Origin of the sequence: Dyella marensis (assembly GCF_049532885.1) — a bacterium.
Taxonomy (GTDB): domain Bacteria; phylum Pseudomonadota; class Gammaproteobacteria; order Xanthomonadales; family Rhodanobacteraceae; genus Dyella_D; species Dyella_D marensis.
Genome location: NZ_CP064029.1, coordinates 3915634 through 3935925, shown reverse-complemented (window position 1 = coordinate 3935925; position 20292 = coordinate 3915634). Strand labels below are relative to the sequence as shown.

Genomic DNA, 20292 nt, shown 5'->3' with positions numbered 1-20292 from the left:
GGCGTTTCAAGGTCAGGCTTCCGCCAGCGAGAGCGAGCGGTGATCGATGCGCAAGGTGCCGCCGGGGCCATACACCCCCGACTCGGCGCCGCCGGTCAGCACCGCCAGGGCCTGGCGCACCTGGCGCAGGCGCTGTCCGACGATCTGGCCATTGTTCCGGTTGGCGCGCTGGCAGTCGGCGAGCGCGGCCATCACGCCGTTCCAGGCCGCGCTTTGCGCGGGCGTGGCGGCGGCGATGGCGCGCGCCAGCTGCTGGCGCTCGGCATCCAGTTGTTCCAGGCGATCCAGTTGGGCCTGCTTGTCCTGCCCGGCGAGATGCAGCGCGTCGGCGTCGGCGCGCTCCAGCGCATCGCGTTCGGCGGCCAGTGCTGCGGTCAGCCGGGATGCGCTGTGGCGCATCTCGCCGAGCACGGCGTCAAAGGCGTCGCTCATCTCGTGGTGCAGGCCGGCGCTCATGGCTTGCCGCTGAGCTGGCCTTCCATGGAGATCAGGCCGTCGGCGATCTTGCCGGCGTCGACGCGGTAGCTGCCGTCGGCGATCGCCGCGCGAATCTGCTCCACGCGCTTGGTGTCGATGGCCGGGGCCTTGTCTCCCTGCGCGGCGGTGAGCGCGCGTGCCGACTCGGTGAGCTTCACGCTGTCGTCCGCCTTGGCCGCGGGAGCGGCCTCGGTCGCCGGCGGGCTGGCCTGGGCCTGGGCATTCTGGTTGCCCTTGGCCTGGGGAAGTACCGGCAATCCATTGGAGGTGATGGTGGTGTTCATGAGACGTGTCCTTGAGGGCTTGTCGACCCTTCAAACCGGTTATCGGCGGCGGGCGGGTGAACTTTAGCGGGGTCGGAAGGCGGGGTCATGGCAGGGCTTCCACCACCCCGGGGTCGCGCACCATGGCGTCCACGGTGCGGCCGGAGCTGTCGTTGCGCACACGCAGGCGGGCGCCGGTGTCGCCGCCGCCCAGGGCCACCCCGGAGGCGCGCACCTCGATGCCGTCCAGGCGGGCGATCAGCTGCACGCGGTCGCCCGCGCGCACGGTCTGGCGGCCGCCGAACGCGGCCGGCGCCAGCACCGCGCCGGCGCCCAGCGGGCGCGACAGCAGGCGGCCGGCGACCTGGTCCAGGCCGTCGATATAGCCGTAGCCCAGGCGGGTGACGTCGCGCTCCTCGCCGCGCACGTCGGCGGCGGTGACGCCGTCGCCGCGCTGCAGCGGCTTGTTCGCCACCAGCACCGTGCGGAACAGCTGCAGCTTCACCGGCACCTGCATGCGCCAGCCGGTGCTCGGACAGCGCACTTCCACGCTCATGCGCGGCGCGGCGCGCGCGCCATCGGGCAGGGCGGCCTGCCAGGGCTGGGCGCAGGACGGCGGCTGCAGGCGCGTATCCGCCGGCTCCGCCGCGGCCACCACGCGGTTGCCCGGCTGCTCGAAATGCTGGCGCAGCCATTGCTCGGCCACCCGCCGCGGTTCGTCCGCGGCGGCATGCGCCGGGCCCGCCGCCAGCAGCGGCAGGAGCAGCAGCAAGGGCGGCGCGCGGTGCTTCATGCCTCGGCTTGCGCCAGCAGCTGGCTGAGCTGCTGATGGATGGATTCGCGCTCGCGCTCGACCTGGTCGGACAACTGCGCGGCCTGGGCGGTCTGGCCCTCGCCGAGCAGGCGCACGAAGTTGCCGGCGTGGCCGGACAGGCGCTGTCCGGCTTCGAGCAGGGTGGCGGCGGCCGGATGTTCGGCGCGCTGCGCGCCCAGGCGGGCCAGGGCGCGGTCGAAGGTGGCGGTGTCGAACCAGCGCCGGTCCAGCGCGGCCGGTTCGTGCAGGGCCAGCTCCATCGCCTGGCGCAGGCCCTGGATGGACTCGCGCAGGCTCAGGCTCAGGCTGGCCACCGACGCGGTGTCGGCGTGGTCCAGCCAGCCCAGGCACAGCCGGTGCGACAGCACGGCGGCGCGGTCCAGCGACTCGGCCTGGCGGATCGCCTCCATGCTGCGCCGCTGCAGCGCGCCCAGCGTGGCCTGGGCCGCGGCGATGCGCGCGTTCTGCGCATCGCAGCCCTGCTGCGAGCCCTGCACGCGCGCGGCGATGGCGCGCAGCGCCTCGCCCTCGCGCTCCAGGGTGCCGGCGGTATGCCCGGCGCGGTCCTGCGCGCGCTCCAGGCGCTGCACGCCCTGGCGCACGTCGCCGTCGAGCTGCTGCGAGAACGCGCCGATGGACGCGGTCACCGCTTCGATCTGGTCAGTGGCCTGGGTGGTCTTTTCCGCCAGCTGCTTCACTTCGTCGGCGACGATGGCGAAGCCGCGGCCGGCCTCGCCCGCGCGCGCCGCCTCGATGGCGGCGTTGAGCGCGACCAGGTTGGTCTGATGCGCGACCTCCTGCACGGTGGAGGTGAGCTTGCGGATCTGCGCGACCTGCTCGGCCAGCTTGCTCTGGTTGCGGTTCATTGCCGACAGCGCGCTGCGCAGCAGGCGCAGCTGGCCATCGAGTTCGGTGACGGTCTCGGCGCCCTGGCGGTTGTGCGCGGTGGCCTGCGCCAGCTCGCCGGCGGCCTGCTGCAGGGATGTCGAGATCCCGGCGCCTTGCTCCGTCAAGCGGCCGACGCTGTCGCGCGCCTCGCCGGTGGCCTGGTGCAGGGATTCCTGCGCGCGCAGCACGGTCTGCGCGGTGCCCATCACCAGGCTTTGCTGTTCCACCGCCTGCAGCGCGATGGCGGCCGGTTCGCGCGGCGCGAGGCGCGCCAGCAGCGGGGCCAGCGCCTCGGCCAGGCGCGGGTGGCGGCGCGCGAGCTGCTCGGCCTTCGAGGTGTCGCCGCTGGCGGCGGCCTGGGCAAGGTCGGCGATGGCTTTGGCCGGGATAAGGCTCATGGATAAGGTGTTCCTTGGGTCTACGCGTCTGCGTAGAGATCGTCCGGAGATGGCGGAACTTGAGGAAGCAAGGGGTGTGCCACGGGTCGAAGCGCAGCTTGCAGGATGTCCCGCGCGTAAAAAAACGGCCGGAGTCTGCACTCCGGCCGTTCTTCGTCGTTCCGGCGCCGATCCGCGCTATCCGGATCAGTTGCCGTTGCTCAGCGCTTTAACGCCAGTGCGGGCGGCCATAGCCATAGGCCATCGGGCGCCACGGCGAGAACACCGGGCGCGGACGGAAGACCTGCGGCATCCACGGCGAATAGCCGTAGGACGGCTGGCTCCACGGCGCGAAGCCGATGGCCGGGAAGGCCCACGGCGCGTACCCGTACGACGGACGGCCGTAGAGCATGTCCAGCAGCTGGCCCAGGATGATCTGTTCGATCGTGGGCTGCTGAGCCACCGGCTTGTGGGCCGGCGGCTGTTCGACTGGCGGCTGCTGAACCGGCGGCTGTTCGGCGGGCGGCTGCTGAACCGGCGGCTGCTCGGCGGGCGGCTGCTGAACCGGCGGCTGTTCGGCGGGCGGCTGCTGAACCGGCGGCTGTTCGGCGGGCGGCTGCTGAACCGGCGGCTGCTCGGCGGGCGGCTGCTGAACCGGCGGCTGCTCGGCGGGCGGCTGCTGAACCGGCGGCTGTTCGGCGGGCGGCTGCTGAACCGGCGGCTGTTCGGCGGGCGGCTGCTGAACCGGCGGCTGTTCGACGGGCGGCTGCTGAACCGGCGGCTGCTCGGCGGGCGGCTGCTGAACCGGCGGCTGCTCGACGGGCGGCTGCTGAACCGGCGGCTGCTCGGCGGGCGGCTGCTGAACCGGTGGCTGCTCGACGGGCGGCTGCTGTACCGGCGGCTGTTCGGCGGGCGGCTCCACCCACGAGTTGCGACCCGGCACATCGTCGGGCCGCACACCGTTATTGCCCTCGTTGGAGGACGAACTGAACCGCCTGTTGACATTGCGCCCCGCCGCGAACCAGGCCTTGCCGGTGGACAGGAAGCTCTGACCCTCGGCATGGATATCGCGCTTGGCGGCGATGATGCCGTCGTTGGTCAGCGAGGTAGCCACGGCCAGATGAATGTCGTGATCCGACATCACTTTGCCGCCCTCCAGGACATGCATGTTGCCGCCGCTGGTCAGGTTGACCGAGTCGATGGCTTTGACCTTGCCGGCGATATTCACGCCTACACCGGTTTCCGTGCCCTGCATGCGAATCGCATTGGCGTACATGCTGCCCATCGAGCCCACGTCCAGGGCCACGGTCGGAGCCGTTCCCGTGCCAGCGATATCAGCGGTGACGATCGAGTTGCCATTGCTGCCATAACTCACGCGGTTGTGGCCGGTGACCACGCGCAGCTGCTTGGCCTGCAATTCGGCATTCAGCGCGATGCTGCGCGCCATCAGGTCCGCCATCTCGACGCCACGGGCATCGATGCCCGTGCCGGCGACGTTGATGACGCCCTTGGCCACATCGATCGAAGCCACTTGGCCCTGAGCGTTGAGCTGCGGCGTGCCGGTGGTGAGCGTGACGCGCGAAGCGTTGATGAAGCTGGCGCCGTTGGCATTGATGCCATTGGGATTGGCGACGATCAGGGCAGCCTTCTGGCCGCCGATTTCCAGTGCACCGTTGAGCTGCGATGCGGCACTGCCGGTGACCTCGGCGATGATCACCGAGGCGGCGCCATTGGTCAGATTCGCGTTGCCGGCGATAGTGCCGGCCAGCTCGGTGTGCGCGCCATTCTGGCTGTTGTTGAGCACCTTGCCCTGGGTGCCGACATCGAACTGGGCGAACTGGTTATGCGATACGCCCGCGCTGTTCGGCGCGGCGATATCGACCACCGGGGCCTGGGTGCCGGCCGGCACCGTCGCCATTGCGCCACCCATCGGCAGCACCAGCGCGATCGCCGCGTACAGCTCGGGGCGACCCGGTTTCTTCTTGCTTGATTTGGACATTGCAATGCCTTGTGTTTGAAGAGCCCCTGTACCGGCAACCTTTCCCTGGCGCACCGGAATACCGCGCCGGCCACTGCGGCCGGCGACGAACAGATCCGGCGCTCAGAAGCGCGCGGTCATGCGCAGCGACACGTTGAAGCCGCCGTCGGGCACTGCCTTCGGTTTGCTTAGCACGCGTCCCACCGACACGTCGTAGCCGAAGCGCGCGACCTGTCCGCGCAGGCCCAGGCTCACGCTGCTGAAACGCTGGGTGCCCTGTGCGGCGAGTGAAGGTCCGCTGAGTCGCGCGGCATCGACGCCGAGATAGGGATTCCCCAGCTTGGCGCCGCTGTTCCACACCACGTTGTTGTGCGAAACCCAGCCGTTCTCGCCGGTGAACACATAGCGGCCATCGAAGCCGCGCACCGAATAGCGGCTGTTGATCGACAGGTATTCGGTCCCCGGCAGCGGGGTGAAGGCATGCTGGCCGGAGAGGTTGCCTTCGTAGGTGAAGCGTTCGCCGCCGATGGCGAACGGCGCGTTCACGTCGAGGCTGGCCGTGCCCAGGCGGTAGCTGCCATTCCAATCCTTGTGGCCGACCACGTAGCCGGGACGCGCGGACAGGCCCGGCAGGCTGCCGCGCAGGCCGATGTTGGCTTGCAGCGAAGTCTGGCCGATGAAACGCAGGTATTCGTAGCCGATGCCGTAGCCGGTGATGTCGCGCCGCTGCACCGCCACCTGTTCGCCGGCGACGCTGCTGGAATCCGTCCGGCGGCTGAGCTGCAGCTTGACCGTGCCGCGGCTGTTGGAGTTGCGGTTCACCACCCGATCCACGCCCAGCTGCATCGAATTGGTCTTGCTGGTGTAGGGGAACTTGCCGTACTCCTGGGCGTCGAGCGTCTGCTTCGAATACGAAGTATTGGCGCCGAGCGAAACGTTCCAATAGCCGACCGGCATCGACCAGCTGAGGCCGAGGCCGCGCGATTTCTGCTCGTCGTTGCGGATATTCATGTTGTTGCTGTAGGTCAGCAGCAACAGATCGTCGCGGTCCAGCGGCGCGTCCACAATTCCGATCAGGCCGAGCTGGTTCTGGCCGGTGGCGTCCTGGCCGCCATTGTCGGCGGTGAGCACGGCATGCCAGCGATCCTTGCTGCGGTTGCGGTCGACGGTGATGTCGCTGGTGCCGAGCTCGTCGCCGGGCGTCAGCGTAAGCGTCGCGCCGGCCTGGCCGGGTGTGCGGCGCAGGTTCTCCAGCGCCTGGTCGAGGTCGCGCAGGTTGAGCACATCGCCTTCGCGCATCGGGAAGGAGTTGCGTGCCTGCAGCGGCTGGCCGGTGGCCTTGTCGAGCAGCTTGCCGACGCGGCCGGGAATCACGCGGATATCGAGCCGGCCTTCGGCCAGGCCCTGCTCCGGAATCTGCACCGTGCTGGTCACGTAGCCGCGCTCGATCAGCTGGCCGGTGAGATAGCGCTGCAGGGCTTTGAGGCCTTCCGGACCCAGGCACATGCCGCGCGGTGCGACGGCGCCCGGCAGCCACGGGAACGGCAGGACGCCGCTCCAGCCCACGTCGGTCACAGCGACGCAGCCGGCTTCCTGCGGCGGCGCGAAGGGGGCGTGCTTGCGTGCCTTGCTGCCGTTGAGCGCACGGCTGTTCTGTTCGACTTCGTCCTGCGTGCGTTCCAGTTCGCGGCGCAGGCGGCGCTCGGTTTCCTGGCCGTCCTGCGCCGGTTGCGCGGTCTGCGCGAGCGCCGTGCCGGTATGCGCGAGGCCGCAGGCCAGGGCCAGCGCGAGGGGGGAATAGCGCGACAGCAGACGATGACGGCCATCCGCGTTGGGTACTGGATGATGGGAGGTTCGTGATGCCGACACGCCGTTCGATCCTGAATGAAATCAATGAGCGGCGCAGTGTGCGGAATTGCTCGCGGCCGTTCGGCAGGATTTTTCCAATAGTCGGAATGCTCCCAAGGCGGTGTCGGAATTCCGACGGGCGCTCCATCGAAGTTCGCGCCGATCCCCCGCAAACCCAGGCCCCATAAGGCTTCGCGAGCCCATGGCACGCGTCTTGCTCAAGTCCCTCCGCGGAGTTTCCGCCTGGAGTCTCAAGGCCATGAGCCAGATCAACGACAAGCTGTTCGGCATCCATACGCAGGCGCTCGGCCTGTGGCAGAAGCGTGCGGAAGTGCTGGCGGGGAACCTGGCGAACGCGGACACGCCGGACTACAAGGCACGCGACGTGGATTTCCGCCAGGCGCTGATGAGCGCGGGCGGCGACGGCAAGCTGCCGCTGGCCGCGACGGAATCCGGACACATCGATCCGGCCAGCCAGGCGAATGAGCAGCTCGCTTATCGCGTGCCGCTGCAGCCCACGATGGACGGCAACACCGTCGACACGCAGGTGGAGCAGGCGAACTTCGCCGCCAACAGCGTGCACTACCAGGCCAGCCTGTCCTTCATCACCGCGCAGATCCACATGCTGCGCACGGCCATCACCGGAGGGCAGAGCTGATGTCCCTGTTCAAGATCTTCGACGTGGCCGGCTCCGGCATGGCCGCGCAGTCGCTGCGGCTCAATACCGTGGCCAGCAATATCGCCAACGCCGACAGCGTCGCCGGTTCGCCGGAAGCGGCATACCGCGCCAAGGAACCGTTGTTCGCCACCGTGCAGCGCAATCTCGCCGCGAAGGAGCAGGAAGGCGCGCAGGGCGTGCAGGTTCTCGGCGTCACCGAAAGCCAGGCCGCGGTGGAAAGCCGCTACGAGCCGGGCAATCCACTCGCCGACGGCGACGGCTACGTCTACGCCAGCAACGTCAATCCGGTGGACGAGCTGGTCAACATGATTTCCGCCTCGCGTTCGTACCAGAACAACGTCGAGGTGATGAACAGCACGCGTCAGCTCATGCAGAAGACGCTGGACCTGGGCAAGTAAGCGGAACCCCGACATGGCCGATATCGCGATCAATACCACTACCGGCTCTTCCGCCTCGCAGGCGGTCAAGAAGAGCAATGGCAGCACCTTGAGCCAGGCCGATTTCCTCAGCCTGCTCACCCAGCAGATGCGCAACCAGGACCCGACCCAGCCGATGGACTCCTCGCAGATGGTCAGCCAGCTGGCGCAGATCGCGCAGGTGTCGGCCACGCAGTCGCTGCAGACCTCGTTCGACACGCTGAGCACCGCGCTCCAGGGCAACCAGCTGCTGCAGGCCAGCGACCTGGTGGGGCGCACCGTCACGGTGCCGTCCAACGCCGCCAAGCTCGAGGGCACGGCGGGCGTCGACGGCGCGATCAATGTCGGCGATGCGGGCCAGACCGCCTCGGTGCAGATCGTCGATGCCGCCGGCAACGTGGTGCGCACCATCGACCTGGGCAAGCCCGACGTGGGCCTGGCGGATTTCCACTGGGACGGCAAGGACGAGAACGGCCAGCCGCTGCCGAACGGCACCTACGGCATCAAGGCGCAGGTGGGCACCACCGCGGTGCAGGCCTACGTGAGCGGCAAGGTCGACAGCGTCGGCATGGCCGGCGAGCAGGGGGCGTATCTGCAGGTCGCCGGTTTCGGCGGCGTGCTGCTGGGCCAGGTCGCGCGCATCGATTGACATCGATTGACATATCGGGGGGCCGGGCGGCCCCGCACACACAGTCTCCACAGGGGAGCACAGCATGGCATTCAACATCGCACTGAGCGGCTTGAAGGCGGCCTCGTCGGATCTCGAAGTCACCGCCAACAATATCGCCAACACCTCCACCACCGGCTTCAAGGGTTCGCGCGCGGAATTCGCCGAGCTCTACAGCGTGGCCGGCAAGAACCTGAGCGCCACCCAGGTCGGCAGCGGCGTGCGCCTGACCAACGTGGCGCAGCAGTTCACCGCGGGCAACGTGGAGAACACCAACAACGCGCTGGATTTCGCCATCAGCGGCGACGGCTTCTTCACCCTGAAGGACGGCAAGGGCCTCTCTTACACGCGCGCCGGCGCGTTCCGCCAGGACGCCAACGGCTATGTGGTGAACAGCGCCGGGCAGAACCTGCAGGTGTTTCCGGCCAACAATGCCGGCGGCTTCGACACCAGCACCATGACCGACCTGCGCCTGATCACCTCGCAGAACGCGGCCAAGGCCACCGGCAGCGTGCAGCTGGCGCTGAACCTGCCGTCGGATGCCACGCCGCCGGCCAATGCCTTCGACCCGAAGGACGCCACCAGCTACAACCAGGCCACGCCGTTCACCGCCTACGATTCGCTCGGCGCCACGCATAACGGCACCGTGTACTTCGTGCGCAACGCCACCGCCAACACCTGGGATGCGCACTTGTTCATCGACGGCAAGGACACCGGCGCCACCCAGCAGCTGAGCTTCACCAGCACCGGTGCGCTGGCCACGCCGGCCGGCGGCAAGCTGACCTTCCCGGCGATCAGCGCCAGCCCGGGCTCCGACCCGATGGCGATCACCCTGGACGTGACCAAGGCCACCCAGTTCGGCAACAACTATGCGGTGACCTCGATCAGCCAGGACGGTTATCCCACCGGCACGCTGTCGAGCATCGACGTGTCCAGCGACGGCGTGGTGCAGGCCAAGTTCTCCAACGGCCAGTCGCAGTCGCTCGGCCAGTTGGCGCTGGCGAACTTCGCCAACCCGCAGGGCCTGCGCCAGATGGACAACACCAACTGGGCCGCCTCGTACGACTCCGGCACGCCGGTGATGGGCGCGGCCGGCAGCGGCAACTTCGGCAACGTGCAGTCCGGCGCGCTGGAAGCGTCCAACACCGCCGACCTCACCGCGCAGCTGGTGAACATGATCAAGGCGCAGCGCAACTACCAGGCGAATGCGCAGGTGATCTCCACCGACGACAAGCTGACCCAGACCATCATCAACATCCGCAACTGACGCGCATAGCGCGTCACCCCGGCGAAGGCCGGGGTCCAGTGAAAAGTGCCGTGTCGTTGCGGCGTCAGCCGCAACGACACGCAAAGCCCACGCATCGAATCGCGAGAACCACCATGGACCGTTCCGTCTATGTAGCCATGACCGGCGCCACGCAGATGATGCGTGCGCAGACCGAGGTGGCGCACAACCTGGCCAATGCCGACACCGTCGGTTTCAAGGCGCAGATGTCGGCGTTCAAGCCGCTGCCCGTGCAGGGCCAGGGCATGAACTCGCGCATCAACGGCGTGGCGCAGGGCATCGGCCTGGACATGCATGCCGGCGCGCAGATGGATACCGGCCGCCCGCTCGACGTGGCGGTGCAGGGCGACGGCTGGATGGCGGTGCAGGGCGCCGACGGCGGCGAAGGCTATACGCGCGCCGGCCAGCTGCAGCTCACCGCCGACGGCCTGCTCACCGACGCGCGCGGCAATCCAGTAATGGGCGACGGCGGCCCCATAACGGTGCCGGACGCCACCCAGGTCAGCATCGGCGCCGACGGCACCATCTCGGTGGTGCCGAAGGGGCAGGGGCCGGATACGTCCTCGGTGATCGGCAAGCTGAAGCTGGTCAATCCCGCGGCCGATCAATTGCAGCAGGGCGACGACGGCCTGATGCACCTGGCCAACGGCGGCACCGCGCAGGCCGACCCGGCGGTGACGGTGAAGGCCGGCGCACTGGAATCGAGCAATGTGAATCCGTCGCAGACGCTGGTGCAGATGATCCAGCTGTCGCGCCAGTACGAACTGCAGGTGCGTTCGATCCGCACCGCCGACGACAACGCGCAGTCGGCCACGCGCCTGCTGCAAGTGGGCTGATTTTTTTCCTGCAAGCGGCACGCGCCGCGCGGAGAGCGAAGCAATGTTTTCTTCCCTGTGGGTCGCCAAGACCGGTCTCGATGCGCAGCAGACGCGCATGGACGTGATCTCCAACAACCTGGCCAATGCCAATACCACCGGCTTCAAGAGCTCGCGCGCCTCGTTCCAGGACCTGATGTACCAGAACGTGCGCCAGCCCGGCGGCCAGACCACCGAGCAGACGCAGTCGCCGTCCGGCCTGATGCTGGGCACCGGCGTGCGCGTGGTCGGCAGCGAGAAGCTGTTCACCCAGGGCAATCCGCAGCAGACCGGCAACGCGCTGGACCTGGCCATCCAGGGCCGCGGCTTCCTGCAGGTGACCCAGCCCGACGGCACCGTGGCGTACACGCGCGACGGCTCGCTGCACCTGGACCAGAACGGCCAGCTGGTCACCGCGTCGGGCTACCAGCTCGATCCGGCCATCGTGGTTCCGCAGAACGCGCAGAGCGTGACCATCGGCACCGACGGCACGGTCAGCGCCACCCTGCCGGGCCAGGCCGCGCCGCAGACCATCGGTACGGTGCAGCTGGCCGACTTCATCAATCCCGCCGGCCTGCAGCCGAGCGGCGACAACCTTTACCTGGAAACCGCCTCCAGCGGCGCGCCGCAGATCGGCCAGCCCGGCCTCAATGGCCTGGGCACGGTCACGCAAGGTTCGCTGGAAAGCTCGAACGTCAACGTGGTCGAGCAGATGGTGGACATGATCGAAACGCAGCGCACCTACGAGATGAATTCCAAGGCGATCTCCGCCGCGGATTCGATGCTGCAGTTCCTCACCAACAAGACCTGAGCCAAGGCCATGTCGAACTTCCGTCGCCTGCGCCTGTGCGGCGCGCTCATCGCCCTGGCCCAGCTCGCCGGCTGCGCCATGCCCGCGCCGCGCGGCGACGATGCCGCCTGGGCCGCCACGCCGCCGCAGGAACCGGTGGCGCCGCCGGCCGCGGATGGCTCGATCTATCACGAAGCGCAGAACATGGAGCTGTTCAACGACCCGCGCGCGCACCGCGTGGGCGACATCCTCACCATCTCGCTGGTGGAGAGCACGCAGGCCAGCAAGAAGGCCTCGACCAGCACCAGCAAGAAGGACAAGAGCAACCTGGCCGCGCCCACCTTCCTGGGCCGCCCGGTCAGCATCGGCGGCAAGGACGTCAGCTTCGGCACCGACGGCGACCGCAGCTTCGACGGCAGCGGCAACAGCAGCCAGAGCAATCAGCTTACGGGCTCGATCACGGTGACCGTGGCGCAGCGGCTGTCCAATGGCAATCTGCTGGTGCGCGGTGAGAAGTGGTTGACGATCAACCAGGGGCAGGAGCTGGTGCGTATTTCCGGCATCGTGCGGCCGCAGGATATCGGGCAGGACAACAGCGTGCCGTCGACGCGCGTGGCGGATGCGCGCATTGGCTATACGGGACGCGGCACGCTGGCGGATGCGAATACGCAGGGCTGGCTGTCGCGATTCTTCAGCTCCAAGTGGATGCCGTTCTGATGAATACGACAGCGCGCTTTTCCCCCTCTCCCCTCCGGGGAGAGGGCCGGGGTGAGGGGCGGGTGCTCGCGACTGCATTGATCGGTGCCAGGCGTTCGCGTAAGGGGCTTGAGCAAGCCTTCGACGCTTCGCTCCGCCCGGCCCCTCACCCCAACCCTCTCCCCGGAGGGGAGAGGGGGCTGGTCTCTAGGCCTTGGTTGGGTCGTATGCGCTCACGCGTCATTCTTTTCCTTGTACTGCTGCTGTGCGTCGCTTCCGCGCACGCCGACAAGATCCGCGACCTCGCCCAAGTGGCCGGCGTGCGCAGCAACCAGCTGATCGGCTACGGCCTGGTCGTCGGCCTCGATGGCAGCGGCGACCAGACCACCCAGGCGCCGTTCACCACGCAGAGCCTGGAAAACATGCTGCAGCAGTTCGGCATCACGGTGCCGGCGAATGTGCGGCCGCAGCTGAAGAATGCGGCGGCGGTGACGGTGACGGCGCAGTTGCCGCCGTTCGCCAAGCCGGGGCAGGCGATCGACGTGACGGTGGCTTCGATCGGCAATGCCAAGAGCATCCGCGGCGGCGAGCTGCTGATGACGCCGCTGCGCGGCGCCGACGGCAATGTGTATGCGATGGCGCAGGGCAGCGTGGTGGTCGGCGGCATCAGCGCGCAGGGCAAGAGCGGTTCCAGTGTGCAGGTGAATATCTCGGCCAGCGGCCGCGTGCCGAACGGCGCGACGGTGGAGCGCAGCGTGGCGTCCTCGTTCGGGCAGGGCGGCGACCTGGTGCTCAATCTCAATACGCCGGACTTCACCACCGCCGCGCGCGTTGCCGAAGCGGTGAATCGCGCCTATGGCGCCGGCACCGCCCAGGCGGTGGACGGCGGCTCGGTGGCGGTGCGCGGGCCGGCCGATCCGGCGCAGCGCGTGTCCTGGCTGGGCATGATCCAGGCGCTGGAGGTGCAGCCCGGCGACGCGCCGGCGCGCGTGGTGGTCAATTCGCGCACCGGCACCGTGGTGATCGGTTCGGACGTCAAGGTCAGCGCCGCCGCGGTGGCGCACGGTTCCATCCAGGTCACCATCAGCGAGCAGCCGCAGGTCAGCCAGCCGGCGCCGTTCAGCCGCGGCGGCCAGACCGTGGTGGTGCCCAGCAGCAGCGTGCAGGTCAGCGAGGACGGCGGGCATATGTTCAAGTTCGGTCCCGGCGCCAGCCTGGACACGATCGTGCGCGCGGTGAACCAGGTGGGCGCTTCGCCGACCGACCTGATCTCGATCCTGCAGGCGCTCAAGCAGGCCGGCGCGCTGCGCGCCGAACTGGTGGTGATCTGAGATGGCCGTCGGCGACGGCGGCATCATCGGCGCGGCCAACGGCGCGCTCAATACCTGGACGGAGCTGTCGGGCTTCCAGCAGCTGCGCGCGCAGGCGGCTGGCGACGGCAAGTCGGCATTGCCGCAGGTCGCCAGGCAGTTCGAAGCGATCTTTACCCAGATGATGCTGAAGTCGATGCGCGAAGCCAGCCCCGGCGGCGGCATCGGCGACAGCGAGCAGGGCAATGCCTACCGCGATCTGTTCGATCATCAGTTGTCATTGAGCCTGTCCAACGGCGGCCATGGCCTGGGGATCGCGCAGATGCTGATGCGCCAGCTCGGCGGCAAAGATGGCGGCAAGGACAGCGGCAGCGCCGATGCCTCCGCCGATGCCGCGTCGAGCTGGCAAAGCACGCTGGACCAGCTCGCGCACGGTGCCGGCAAGGTCGCCGGCAAGGTCGCCGAGTGGATGCCGGGCACCGGCGACGCGGTGAACTTCGTGCAGGCGCTGGCGCCGCATGCGGAAGCCGCAGCGAAGAAGCTCGGCGTGTCGGTGCGCGCGCTGCTGGCCCAGGCGGCGCTGGAAACCGGCTGGGGCAAGCATCTGCCCGCGCACCACGACGGCAGCAGCAGCAACAACCTGTTCGGCATGAAGGCCGGGCGCAGCTGGGACGGCGACAAGGTCAGCGTGCCCACGCTGGAATACGAAGGCGGCGTGGCGGTGCGCAAGCGCGACCAGTTCCGCGCCTACGGCAACCCGGGCGATTCGTTCTCCGACTACGCCGAGGTGCTGGCCAACAACCCGCGCTACGCCAATGCCATCGGCAAGGGCGAGGACATCAAGGGTTTCGCCAGGGCGCTGGCGCACGGCGGCTATGCCACCGACCCGGCCTACGCGGCCAAGCTCGAGGCGATCGCCAACAGCCCGGAAATGCGCAAGGGGCTGGATGCGCTGGCCGCGCTCAAGTCGGGCGACGGTTTGCCGTCACAGTCGCCATGACGTGCTCCCCATTCCCTATGACACGTACCGCTACAAGGACCGCCCACCATGGCTGACCTGCTCTCCACCGGCGTCTCGGGCCTGCTGGCCTCGCAGATCGGCCTCAGCACCGTCAGCCACAACGTGGCCAACGTCAACACCGACGGCTACAGCCGCCAGACCGTGCAGTTCAATGCGCGGCAGGCGCAGCAGCTGGGCAATTTCTACGTCGGCACCGGCGTCAATACGGTGGCGGTGCAGCGCGCCTACAGCCAGTACCTCAATACCGCGCTGTGGACCGCCTCGTCGGACCAGAGCCGCGCGGCCACGTACCAGAGCCTGACCGGGCAGATCAACAACCAGCTGTCCGGCAGCACCAACCTGCAGACCTCGCTGGATGCGTTCTACGGCGCGCTGGGCGACGTCTCCAACGCGCCGGCCGACTCGGCCGCGCGCGGCGTGCTGCTGGCCCGCGCCAATGCGCTGGGCAGCACCTTCCAGGCGTTGTCCGGCCAGTTCAACCAGCTCAACACCCAGGTGCAGCGCCAGATCAGCGACACGGTCGACTCGATCAACAGCGACAGCGCTTCCATCGCCAAGCTCAACGAACAGATCCGCACCGCCTATGCCGGCGGCAAGGGCGAGCCGTCGGACCTGCTCGACCAGCGCGATGCGCTGATCAAGAAAGTCTCCGGCGAAGTGGGCGTCAGCGTGGTGCAGCAGGACGACCACACGGTGAGCCTGTTCGTCGGCAACGGCCAGGCGCTGGTCAACGGCTCCAATGCCTACGCGCTGGCCACCGCGCCGAATCAATACGATCCGACACGGCTGGAGATCGTCGGCAAGGACAGCGGCAGCGTGATCACCGGCCAGGTCGGCGGCGGCTCGCTCGGCGCGCTGCTGGATTTCCGCAGCCAGGTGCTGGACCCCGCGCAGAACCAGCTCGGCCGCGCCGCGGTGGCGATGGCCAGCGCCTTCAATGCCCAGCATGCGCAGGGCATGGACCTCAACGGCACTATGGGCGGCGCCTTCTTCAACGTCGGCGCGCCGCAGGTGCAGATCAGCTCGGCCAACCAGGGCACGGGCACGGTCGGCGCGAGCATCTCCGACGTCGGCGCGCTGACCACCAAGGACTACGTGCTGCGCTACGACGGCAGCGCCTGGAGCCTGCGCGACACGGCGGGCAACGCGGTGGCGATGACCGGCACCGGCACCGCCGCCGATCCGTTCAAGGCCGATGGCCTGAGCCTGGTGGTGGGCGGCGCTCCGAGCGCCGGCGACAGCTTCCAGGTGCGCCCCACCGCCGCGGCCGCGGCGGGTTTCGGCGCGGCCATCACCGACCCGAACAAGATCGCCGCCGCGGCGCCGCTGGCCGGCTCGGCCGGCGCGGCCAACACGGGCAGCGGCAGCATCGGCGGCATCGCGGTCACCGATCCGTCCAATGCGGGCCTGCTCGGCACGGCGAATATCGTGTTCACCTCGCCGACCAGCTACACCATCAATGGCGGCGCGGCGCAGACGTATACGCCCGGCCAGCCGATCAACGCCAACGGCTGGAGCCTCACCCTCAACGGCACGCCCGCGGCGAACGACACGTTCACCCTCAAGGCCAATAGCAATGCGCGCGGCGACAACGGCAACGCGCTGGCACTGGGCAAGGTGGCGAACCTGGGCGTGCTCGACAACGGCGCCACCAGCGTGGGCCGCGCCTACGGGCAGCTGACCAGCCAGGTGGGCAGCGCCGGTTCCCTGGCCAAGGACGCGCTGACCACGCAGAACGCGGTGTACCAGCAGGCGCTGCAATCGCAGCAGGGCGTGTCCGGCGTGAACATCGACGAGGAAGCCGCCAGCCTGGTGCGCTACCAGCAGGCCTACCAGGCCTCGGCGCAGGTGATCTCCACCGCCAGCCAGATCTTCGACGCGCTGCTCAGCGCCGTGCGCAACTGAAGGAGCATCCGATGAGAGTCTCCACCAGCTGGATGGCCCAGCAGTCGGTCAGCAGCATGCTCGACGGGCAGGCCAGCCTGTCCGACCTGCAGAACCGCATCAGCAGCGGCAAGCGCATCAACCAGCCTTCGGACGATCCGGTGGGCGCGGCGCGCGCGCTGGAACTGGGCCATATGGACGCGGACGTGGCGCAGTACCAGCGCAACATCACCTCGGCCAAGGCGCGCCTGGGCCTGGAAGACCAGGCGCTGTCGACCACTTCGGACGCGCTGACCCGCGTGCGCACCCTGGTCCTGCAAGGCATCAACGGCACGCAGACCGACCAGACCCGCGCCGACATCGCCGCGGAGCTGAGCCAGATCCGCACCCAGCTGATGGGCCTGGCCAACGGCAAGGATGGCAACGGCGACTATCTGTTCGCCGGCAACCGCACCGGCGGGCAGCCGTTCTCGGCCCAGGGCGGCGCGGTGGTCTACAACGGCGACGAAGGCCAGCGCATGGTCGCCGCCGGCCCCGGCATGCAGGTCGCCACCGGCGACCCCGGCTCGGCGGTGTTCATGAATGTCCCCACCGGCAACGGCACTTTTCAGGTGTCTTCCGGCGCCGCCAATACCGGCACCGCGGTGGCCGGCACCATCAGCGTGGCCGACCGCACGCAGTGGGACAACGGCAACTACACCATCGCGTTCACCTCGGCCACGGCCTACGAGGTGCGCGACGCCTCCAACAACGTGATCGGCAGCGGCACCTATGCCGACGACGGCAACGCGGTGGTGGCCTTCCGCGGCGTGCAGGTGGGCATCAGCGGCACGCCGGCGGCGGGCGACAATTTCAGCGTGGGGCCTTCGGGCAAGCAGGACATCTTCAGCACGCTGGACAACATCATCGGCGCGCTGAAGACCACCGGCGGCGGGCCGGCGATGAAGAACGCGCTCAATGCGCAGTTCTCCAACCTCGACCAGGCCATCGACACCGTCACCCAGACGCGCGCCGCCATCGGCGGACGCATGAATGCGCTGGACCAGCAGCAGTCGCTCAACGGCGACCTGTCGCTGCAGTACCAGGGGGCGCTGAGCGACGTGCAGGACCTGGACTACTACGACGCCATCAGCAAGCTCAATCTGCAGAACACCGCGCTGCAGGCCGCGCAGATGACCTACACCAAGGTGCAGTCATCCACGCTGTTCGATTATCTGAAGTGATGCGGACGCAGGGATGAGCAGCGAACGCGCACGAGCGGAAACGAAGGTTGGCGGCGCCGTGCGCCGCGCCGCCGTATCCGATCGTCCGCCGCTGGTATCCGTGCGTGGCGCTTTGCCCTCGATCCGCTGCAGCTCCATGCCGCTGCCGCCGACGCCCTCCTTGAGGCGGCGGCGTTCCTGCTGGCATTCCCATGGGAATCCGAACCGCCGTCCTCGACGGTTCCGAATCCATTGGAGTGCAAGCACCATGAGCCTGAGCGTCACCACCAACATCAGCTCGCTGAATGCCCAGAACAACCTGGCCAGGACGCAGAGCAAGCTGAGCACCGCCATCGAGCGCCTTTCTTCCGGCATGCGCATCAACAGCGCCAAGGACGATGCGGCGGGCCTGGCCATCTCCACCCGCTTCACCACCCAGATCAATGGCCTGAACCAGGCCGTGCGCAATGCCAACGACGGCATCTCGATGGCGCAGACCACCGAGTCGGCGCTGGACGAAGTGACCAACAACCTGCAGCGCATGCGCTTGCTGGCGGTGCAGTCGGCGTCGGGGTCCAATTCGTCCACCGATCGCGCCGCGCTGGACAAGGAAGTGCAGCAGCGCCTGGCCGAAGTGACCCGTATCGCGCAGCAGACCAATTTCAATGGCACCAAGGTGCTGGATGGCAGCGCCGGTACGGTGGCGTTCCAGGTCGGCGCCAATGTGGGCGAGACCATCAGCGTCAATTTCGGCGTCGGCATGAAGGCCAGTCAGATCGGCCAGATCGAAACGGCTTCCGTGACGGCGAGCGGCACGGAGCCGAAATTCCCGTTGACGCTCTCTGCGGATCAGACGGTGAAGTTCGACGGTGCGAACGTCACGCTCAAGAAAGGCACCGTGTTCAAGTTCGGCAACGAGATCGTCGCCGCGCTGAAGGCCGGCTTCGAAAGCGCGGGCGTGGATGCGCAGGTCTCGGTCGACATCAAGGGCAAGTTCACCATCGCCACGAGCAAGCTGGACGCCGTCATCGACACCTCGGCAGCCACCGAACTCGGTTTTGCGGCGGCCGACAAAGTGGTGGTCGGCAAGGACAGCAAGCACCTGTCGGACATCTCGATCGCCACCACCGAGGGGGCGAACGACGCGATCCGCCGCGTCGACGCCGCCCTGCAATCGGTGAGCGACCTGCGCTCGAACCTGGGCGCGGTGCAGAACCGCTTCCATTCCACCATCACCAACCTGCAGACGATTTCGCAGAACCTCGATTCGTCGCGCAGCCAGATCAAGGACGCGGACTTCGCGGCGGAGACCGCGAACATGTCCAGCGCGAACATCCTGCAGCAGGCCGGCGTGTCGGTGCTGGCGCAGGCCAATACCAGCCAGCAGAGCGTGCTGAAACTGCTGCAGTAAGCGATCAGCGATGGCCGCGCATGGGGCGCGGCCATCCACCACTCAAGGAAACCACACGGCCATGACGATCACGCTCTCCACCACCACCACCTTTCTGTGCGGCCTCGCCGCCGGGGCGGCGCGTGGCCGGGCGTGGCCGTCCCTAGCCCAAATCGCCAGCCTGCTCAAGTTCCATGGGAACCGGTCGAAACAGTACCTGAGGCGGACGTTCCAGCAGGAATTCCCGCTGAACCAACCGCCGGCCTCTTTCCGGCTTCGACCCCAACGGAGTGAATTCCCATGGTCATGAGCGTTACCACCAACATCAGCTCGCTGAATGCCCAGAACAACCTGGCCAAGACGCAGAGCAAGCTGAGCACCGCCATCGAGCGCCTGTCCTCGGGTATGCGCATCAACAGCGCCAAGGACGATGCGGCGGGCCTGGCCATCTCCACCCGCTTCACCACCCAGATCAATGGCCTGAACCAGGCCGTGCGCAACGCCAACGACGGTATCTCGATGGCGCAGACCACCGAGTCGGCGCTGGACGAAGTGACCAACAACCTGCAGCGCATCCGCGAGCTGGCCGTGCAGTCGGCCACCGGCTCCAACTCGACCACCGACCGCGCCGCGCTCGACAAGGAAGTGCAGCAGCGTCTGGCCGAAGTGACCCGTATCGCGCAGCAGACCAACTTCAACGGCACCAAGGTGCTGGACGGCAGCGCCGGCACGGTGGCGTTCCAGGTCGGCGCCAACGTCGGCGAGACCATCAGCGTCAACTTCAGCGTCGGCATGAAGACCAACCAGGTCGGCCAGGTCGACACCGCCGCGGTGACCGCCAGCGGCACGGCCCCGACCTATCCGCTGACCCTTGCCGCCGACCAGACGGTGAAGATCGGCACCACCAGCGTCACGCTCAAGAGCGGCACGGTGTTCAACACCGCGCAGGACGCCACCGACGCGCTGAATGCGGGCTTCAAGGACGCCGGCGTGGACGCGCAGGCTTCGGCCGACGCCACCGGCAAGATCTCGGTCGCCGCCTTCGGCGCCGACGTCGACGCTTCCGGCGCCACCGCCCTGGGCTTCGCCGCCGCCGACAAGGCCACGCACGCGCTGGACAGCAAGCACCTGTCCGACGCTTCGATCAGCACGGTGTCCGGCGCCAACGACGCCATCCGCCGCGTCGACGCCGCCCTGCAGTCGGTGAGCAACCTGCGTTCGGACCTGGGCGCCGTGCAGAACCGTTTCCAGTCCACCATCTCCAACCTGCAGACCATTTCGCAGAACCTCGACTCGTCGCGCAGCCAGATCCAGGACGCCGACTTCGCCGCGGAGACCGCGAACATGTCCAGCGCGAACATCCTGCAGCAGGCCGGCGTGTCGGTGCTGGCCCAGGCCAACTCCAGCCAGCAGAGCGTGCTGAAGCTCCTGCAGTAACTCCCGGTGGACGGCC

At 68.2% G+C, this 20292-nt stretch carries 20 protein-coding genes; 14 read left to right on the top strand and 6 right to left on the bottom strand.

Annotated elements, in window-relative coordinates; translation table 11 throughout:
* Positions 1-12: 12 nt before the first annotated feature.
* From ISN75_RS17220 to ISN75_RS17195, 6 genes are all read right to left on the bottom strand, one after another.
* Positions 13-456, bottom strand: coding sequence for a flagellar protein FlgN (locus tag ISN75_RS17220; protein ID WP_343820995.1), 444 nt, complete (start codon positions 454-456; stop codon positions 13-15).
* Complete coding sequence (flgM, locus tag ISN75_RS17215; RefSeq protein WP_167256678.1) at positions 453-761, bottom strand: flagellar biosynthesis anti-sigma factor FlgM; 309 nt, start codon at positions 759-761, stop codon at positions 453-455. Before flgM ends, ISN75_RS17220 begins: the two co-directional genes overlap by 4 nt.
* A gap of 85 nt (positions 762-846) precedes the next feature.
* Positions 847-1533, bottom strand: a complete 687-nt coding sequence (flgA, locus tag ISN75_RS17210) for a flagellar basal body P-ring formation chaperone FlgA (protein WP_167256679.1) — start codon at positions 1531-1533, stop codon at positions 847-849.
* Positions 1530-2840, bottom strand: a complete 1311-nt coding sequence (locus tag ISN75_RS17205) for a methyl-accepting chemotaxis protein (RefSeq protein ID WP_168647910.1) — start codon at positions 2838-2840, stop codon at positions 1530-1532. Before ISN75_RS17205 ends, flgA begins: the two co-directional genes overlap by 4 nt.
* A 208-nt stretch (positions 2841-3048) precedes the next feature.
* Positions 3049-4818: a filamentous hemagglutinin N-terminal domain-containing protein gene (locus tag ISN75_RS17200; RefSeq protein WP_343820999.1), complete on the bottom strand. Its 1770-nt coding sequence runs from the start codon at positions 4816-4818 to the stop codon at positions 3049-3051.
* A gap of 102 nt (positions 4819-4920) precedes the next feature.
* Positions 4921-6666, bottom strand: a complete 1746-nt coding sequence (locus ISN75_RS17195) for a ShlB/FhaC/HecB family hemolysin secretion/activation protein (protein WP_343821001.1) — start codon at positions 6664-6666, stop codon at positions 4921-4923.
* 238 nt (positions 6667-6904) lie between these two features.
* Between ISN75_RS17195 and flgB the strand changes: the two genes are divergently transcribed.
* From flgB to ISN75_RS17125, 14 genes are all read left to right on the top strand, one after another.
* Complete coding sequence (gene flgB / locus ISN75_RS17190; protein WP_167256683.1) at positions 6905-7303, top strand: flagellar basal body rod protein FlgB; 399 nt, start codon at positions 6905-6907, stop codon at positions 7301-7303.
* Positions 7303-7722, top strand: coding sequence for a flagellar basal body rod protein FlgC (flgC, locus tag ISN75_RS17185; protein ID WP_167256684.1), 420 nt, complete (start codon positions 7303-7305; stop codon positions 7720-7722). The genes flgB and flgC overlap by 1 nt, the downstream gene beginning before the upstream one ends.
* A gap of 13 nt (positions 7723-7735) precedes the next feature.
* The gene (locus tag ISN75_RS17180; RefSeq protein WP_167256685.1) at positions 7736-8389 is read left to right on the top strand and encodes a flagellar hook assembly protein FlgD; all 654 of its coding nucleotides are present in this window, start codon (positions 7736-7738) and stop codon (positions 8387-8389) included.
* Between the two features lie 64 nt (positions 8390-8453).
* The gene (gene flgE / locus ISN75_RS17175) at positions 8454-9674 is read left to right on the top strand and encodes a flagellar hook protein FlgE (RefSeq protein ID WP_167256686.1); all 1221 of its coding nucleotides are present in this window, start codon (positions 8454-8456) and stop codon (positions 9672-9674) included.
* A 113-nt stretch (positions 9675-9787) separates the two neighbouring features.
* Positions 9788-10528: a flagellar basal-body rod protein FlgF gene (flgF, locus tag ISN75_RS17170; protein ID WP_343821005.1), complete on the top strand. Its 741-nt coding sequence runs from the start codon at positions 9788-9790 to the stop codon at positions 10526-10528.
* A 43-nt stretch (positions 10529-10571) separates the two neighbouring features.
* A complete protein-coding gene (flgG, locus tag ISN75_RS17165) occupies positions 10572-11357 on the top strand; it encodes a flagellar basal-body rod protein FlgG (protein WP_167256688.1) in 786 nt (261 codons plus the stop codon).
* 9 nt (positions 11358-11366) lie between these two features.
* Positions 11367-12053 (top strand): flagellar basal body L-ring protein FlgH, encoded by a 687-nt coding sequence (gene flgH / locus ISN75_RS17160; RefSeq protein ID WP_167256689.1) that lies wholly within the window; start codon positions 11367-11369, stop codon positions 12051-12053.
* A gap of 206 nt (positions 12054-12259) precedes the next feature.
* A complete protein-coding gene (locus tag ISN75_RS17155; RefSeq protein WP_168647915.1) occupies positions 12260-13363 on the top strand; it encodes a flagellar basal body P-ring protein FlgI in 1104 nt (367 codons plus the stop codon).
* A 1-nt stretch (position 13364) separates the two neighbouring features.
* Positions 13365-14342 carry a flagellar assembly peptidoglycan hydrolase FlgJ gene (gene flgJ, locus ISN75_RS17150; RefSeq protein ID WP_343821008.1) on the top strand — a complete coding sequence of 326 codons (978 nt, stop codon included), beginning with the start codon at positions 13365-13367 and terminating at the stop codon, positions 14340-14342.
* Between the two features lie 48 nt (positions 14343-14390).
* Positions 14391-16268, top strand: a complete 1878-nt coding sequence (flgK, locus tag ISN75_RS17145; protein ID WP_168647917.1) for a flagellar hook-associated protein FlgK — start codon at positions 14391-14393, stop codon at positions 16266-16268.
* A gap of 11 nt (positions 16269-16279) precedes the next feature.
* The gene (gene flgL / locus ISN75_RS17140) at positions 16280-17470 is read left to right on the top strand and encodes a flagellar hook-associated protein FlgL (RefSeq protein ID WP_343821011.1); all 1191 of its coding nucleotides are present in this window, start codon (positions 16280-16282) and stop codon (positions 17468-17470) included.
* Between the two features lie 247 nt (positions 17471-17717).
* The gene (locus ISN75_RS17135; protein ID WP_167256694.1) at positions 17718-18860 is read left to right on the top strand and encodes a flagellin; all 1143 of its coding nucleotides are present in this window, start codon (positions 17718-17720) and stop codon (positions 18858-18860) included.
* A 61-nt stretch (positions 18861-18921) separates the two neighbouring features.
* Complete coding sequence (locus ISN75_RS17130; protein WP_343821013.1) at positions 18922-19149, top strand: hypothetical protein; 228 nt, start codon at positions 18922-18924, stop codon at positions 19147-19149.
* Positions 19140-20276, top strand: coding sequence for a flagellin (locus tag ISN75_RS17125; protein ID WP_167256696.1), 1137 nt, complete (start codon positions 19140-19142; stop codon positions 20274-20276). The genes ISN75_RS17130 and ISN75_RS17125 overlap by 10 nt, the downstream gene beginning before the upstream one ends.
* The last annotated feature ends 16 nt before the right edge of the window (positions 20277-20292 follow it).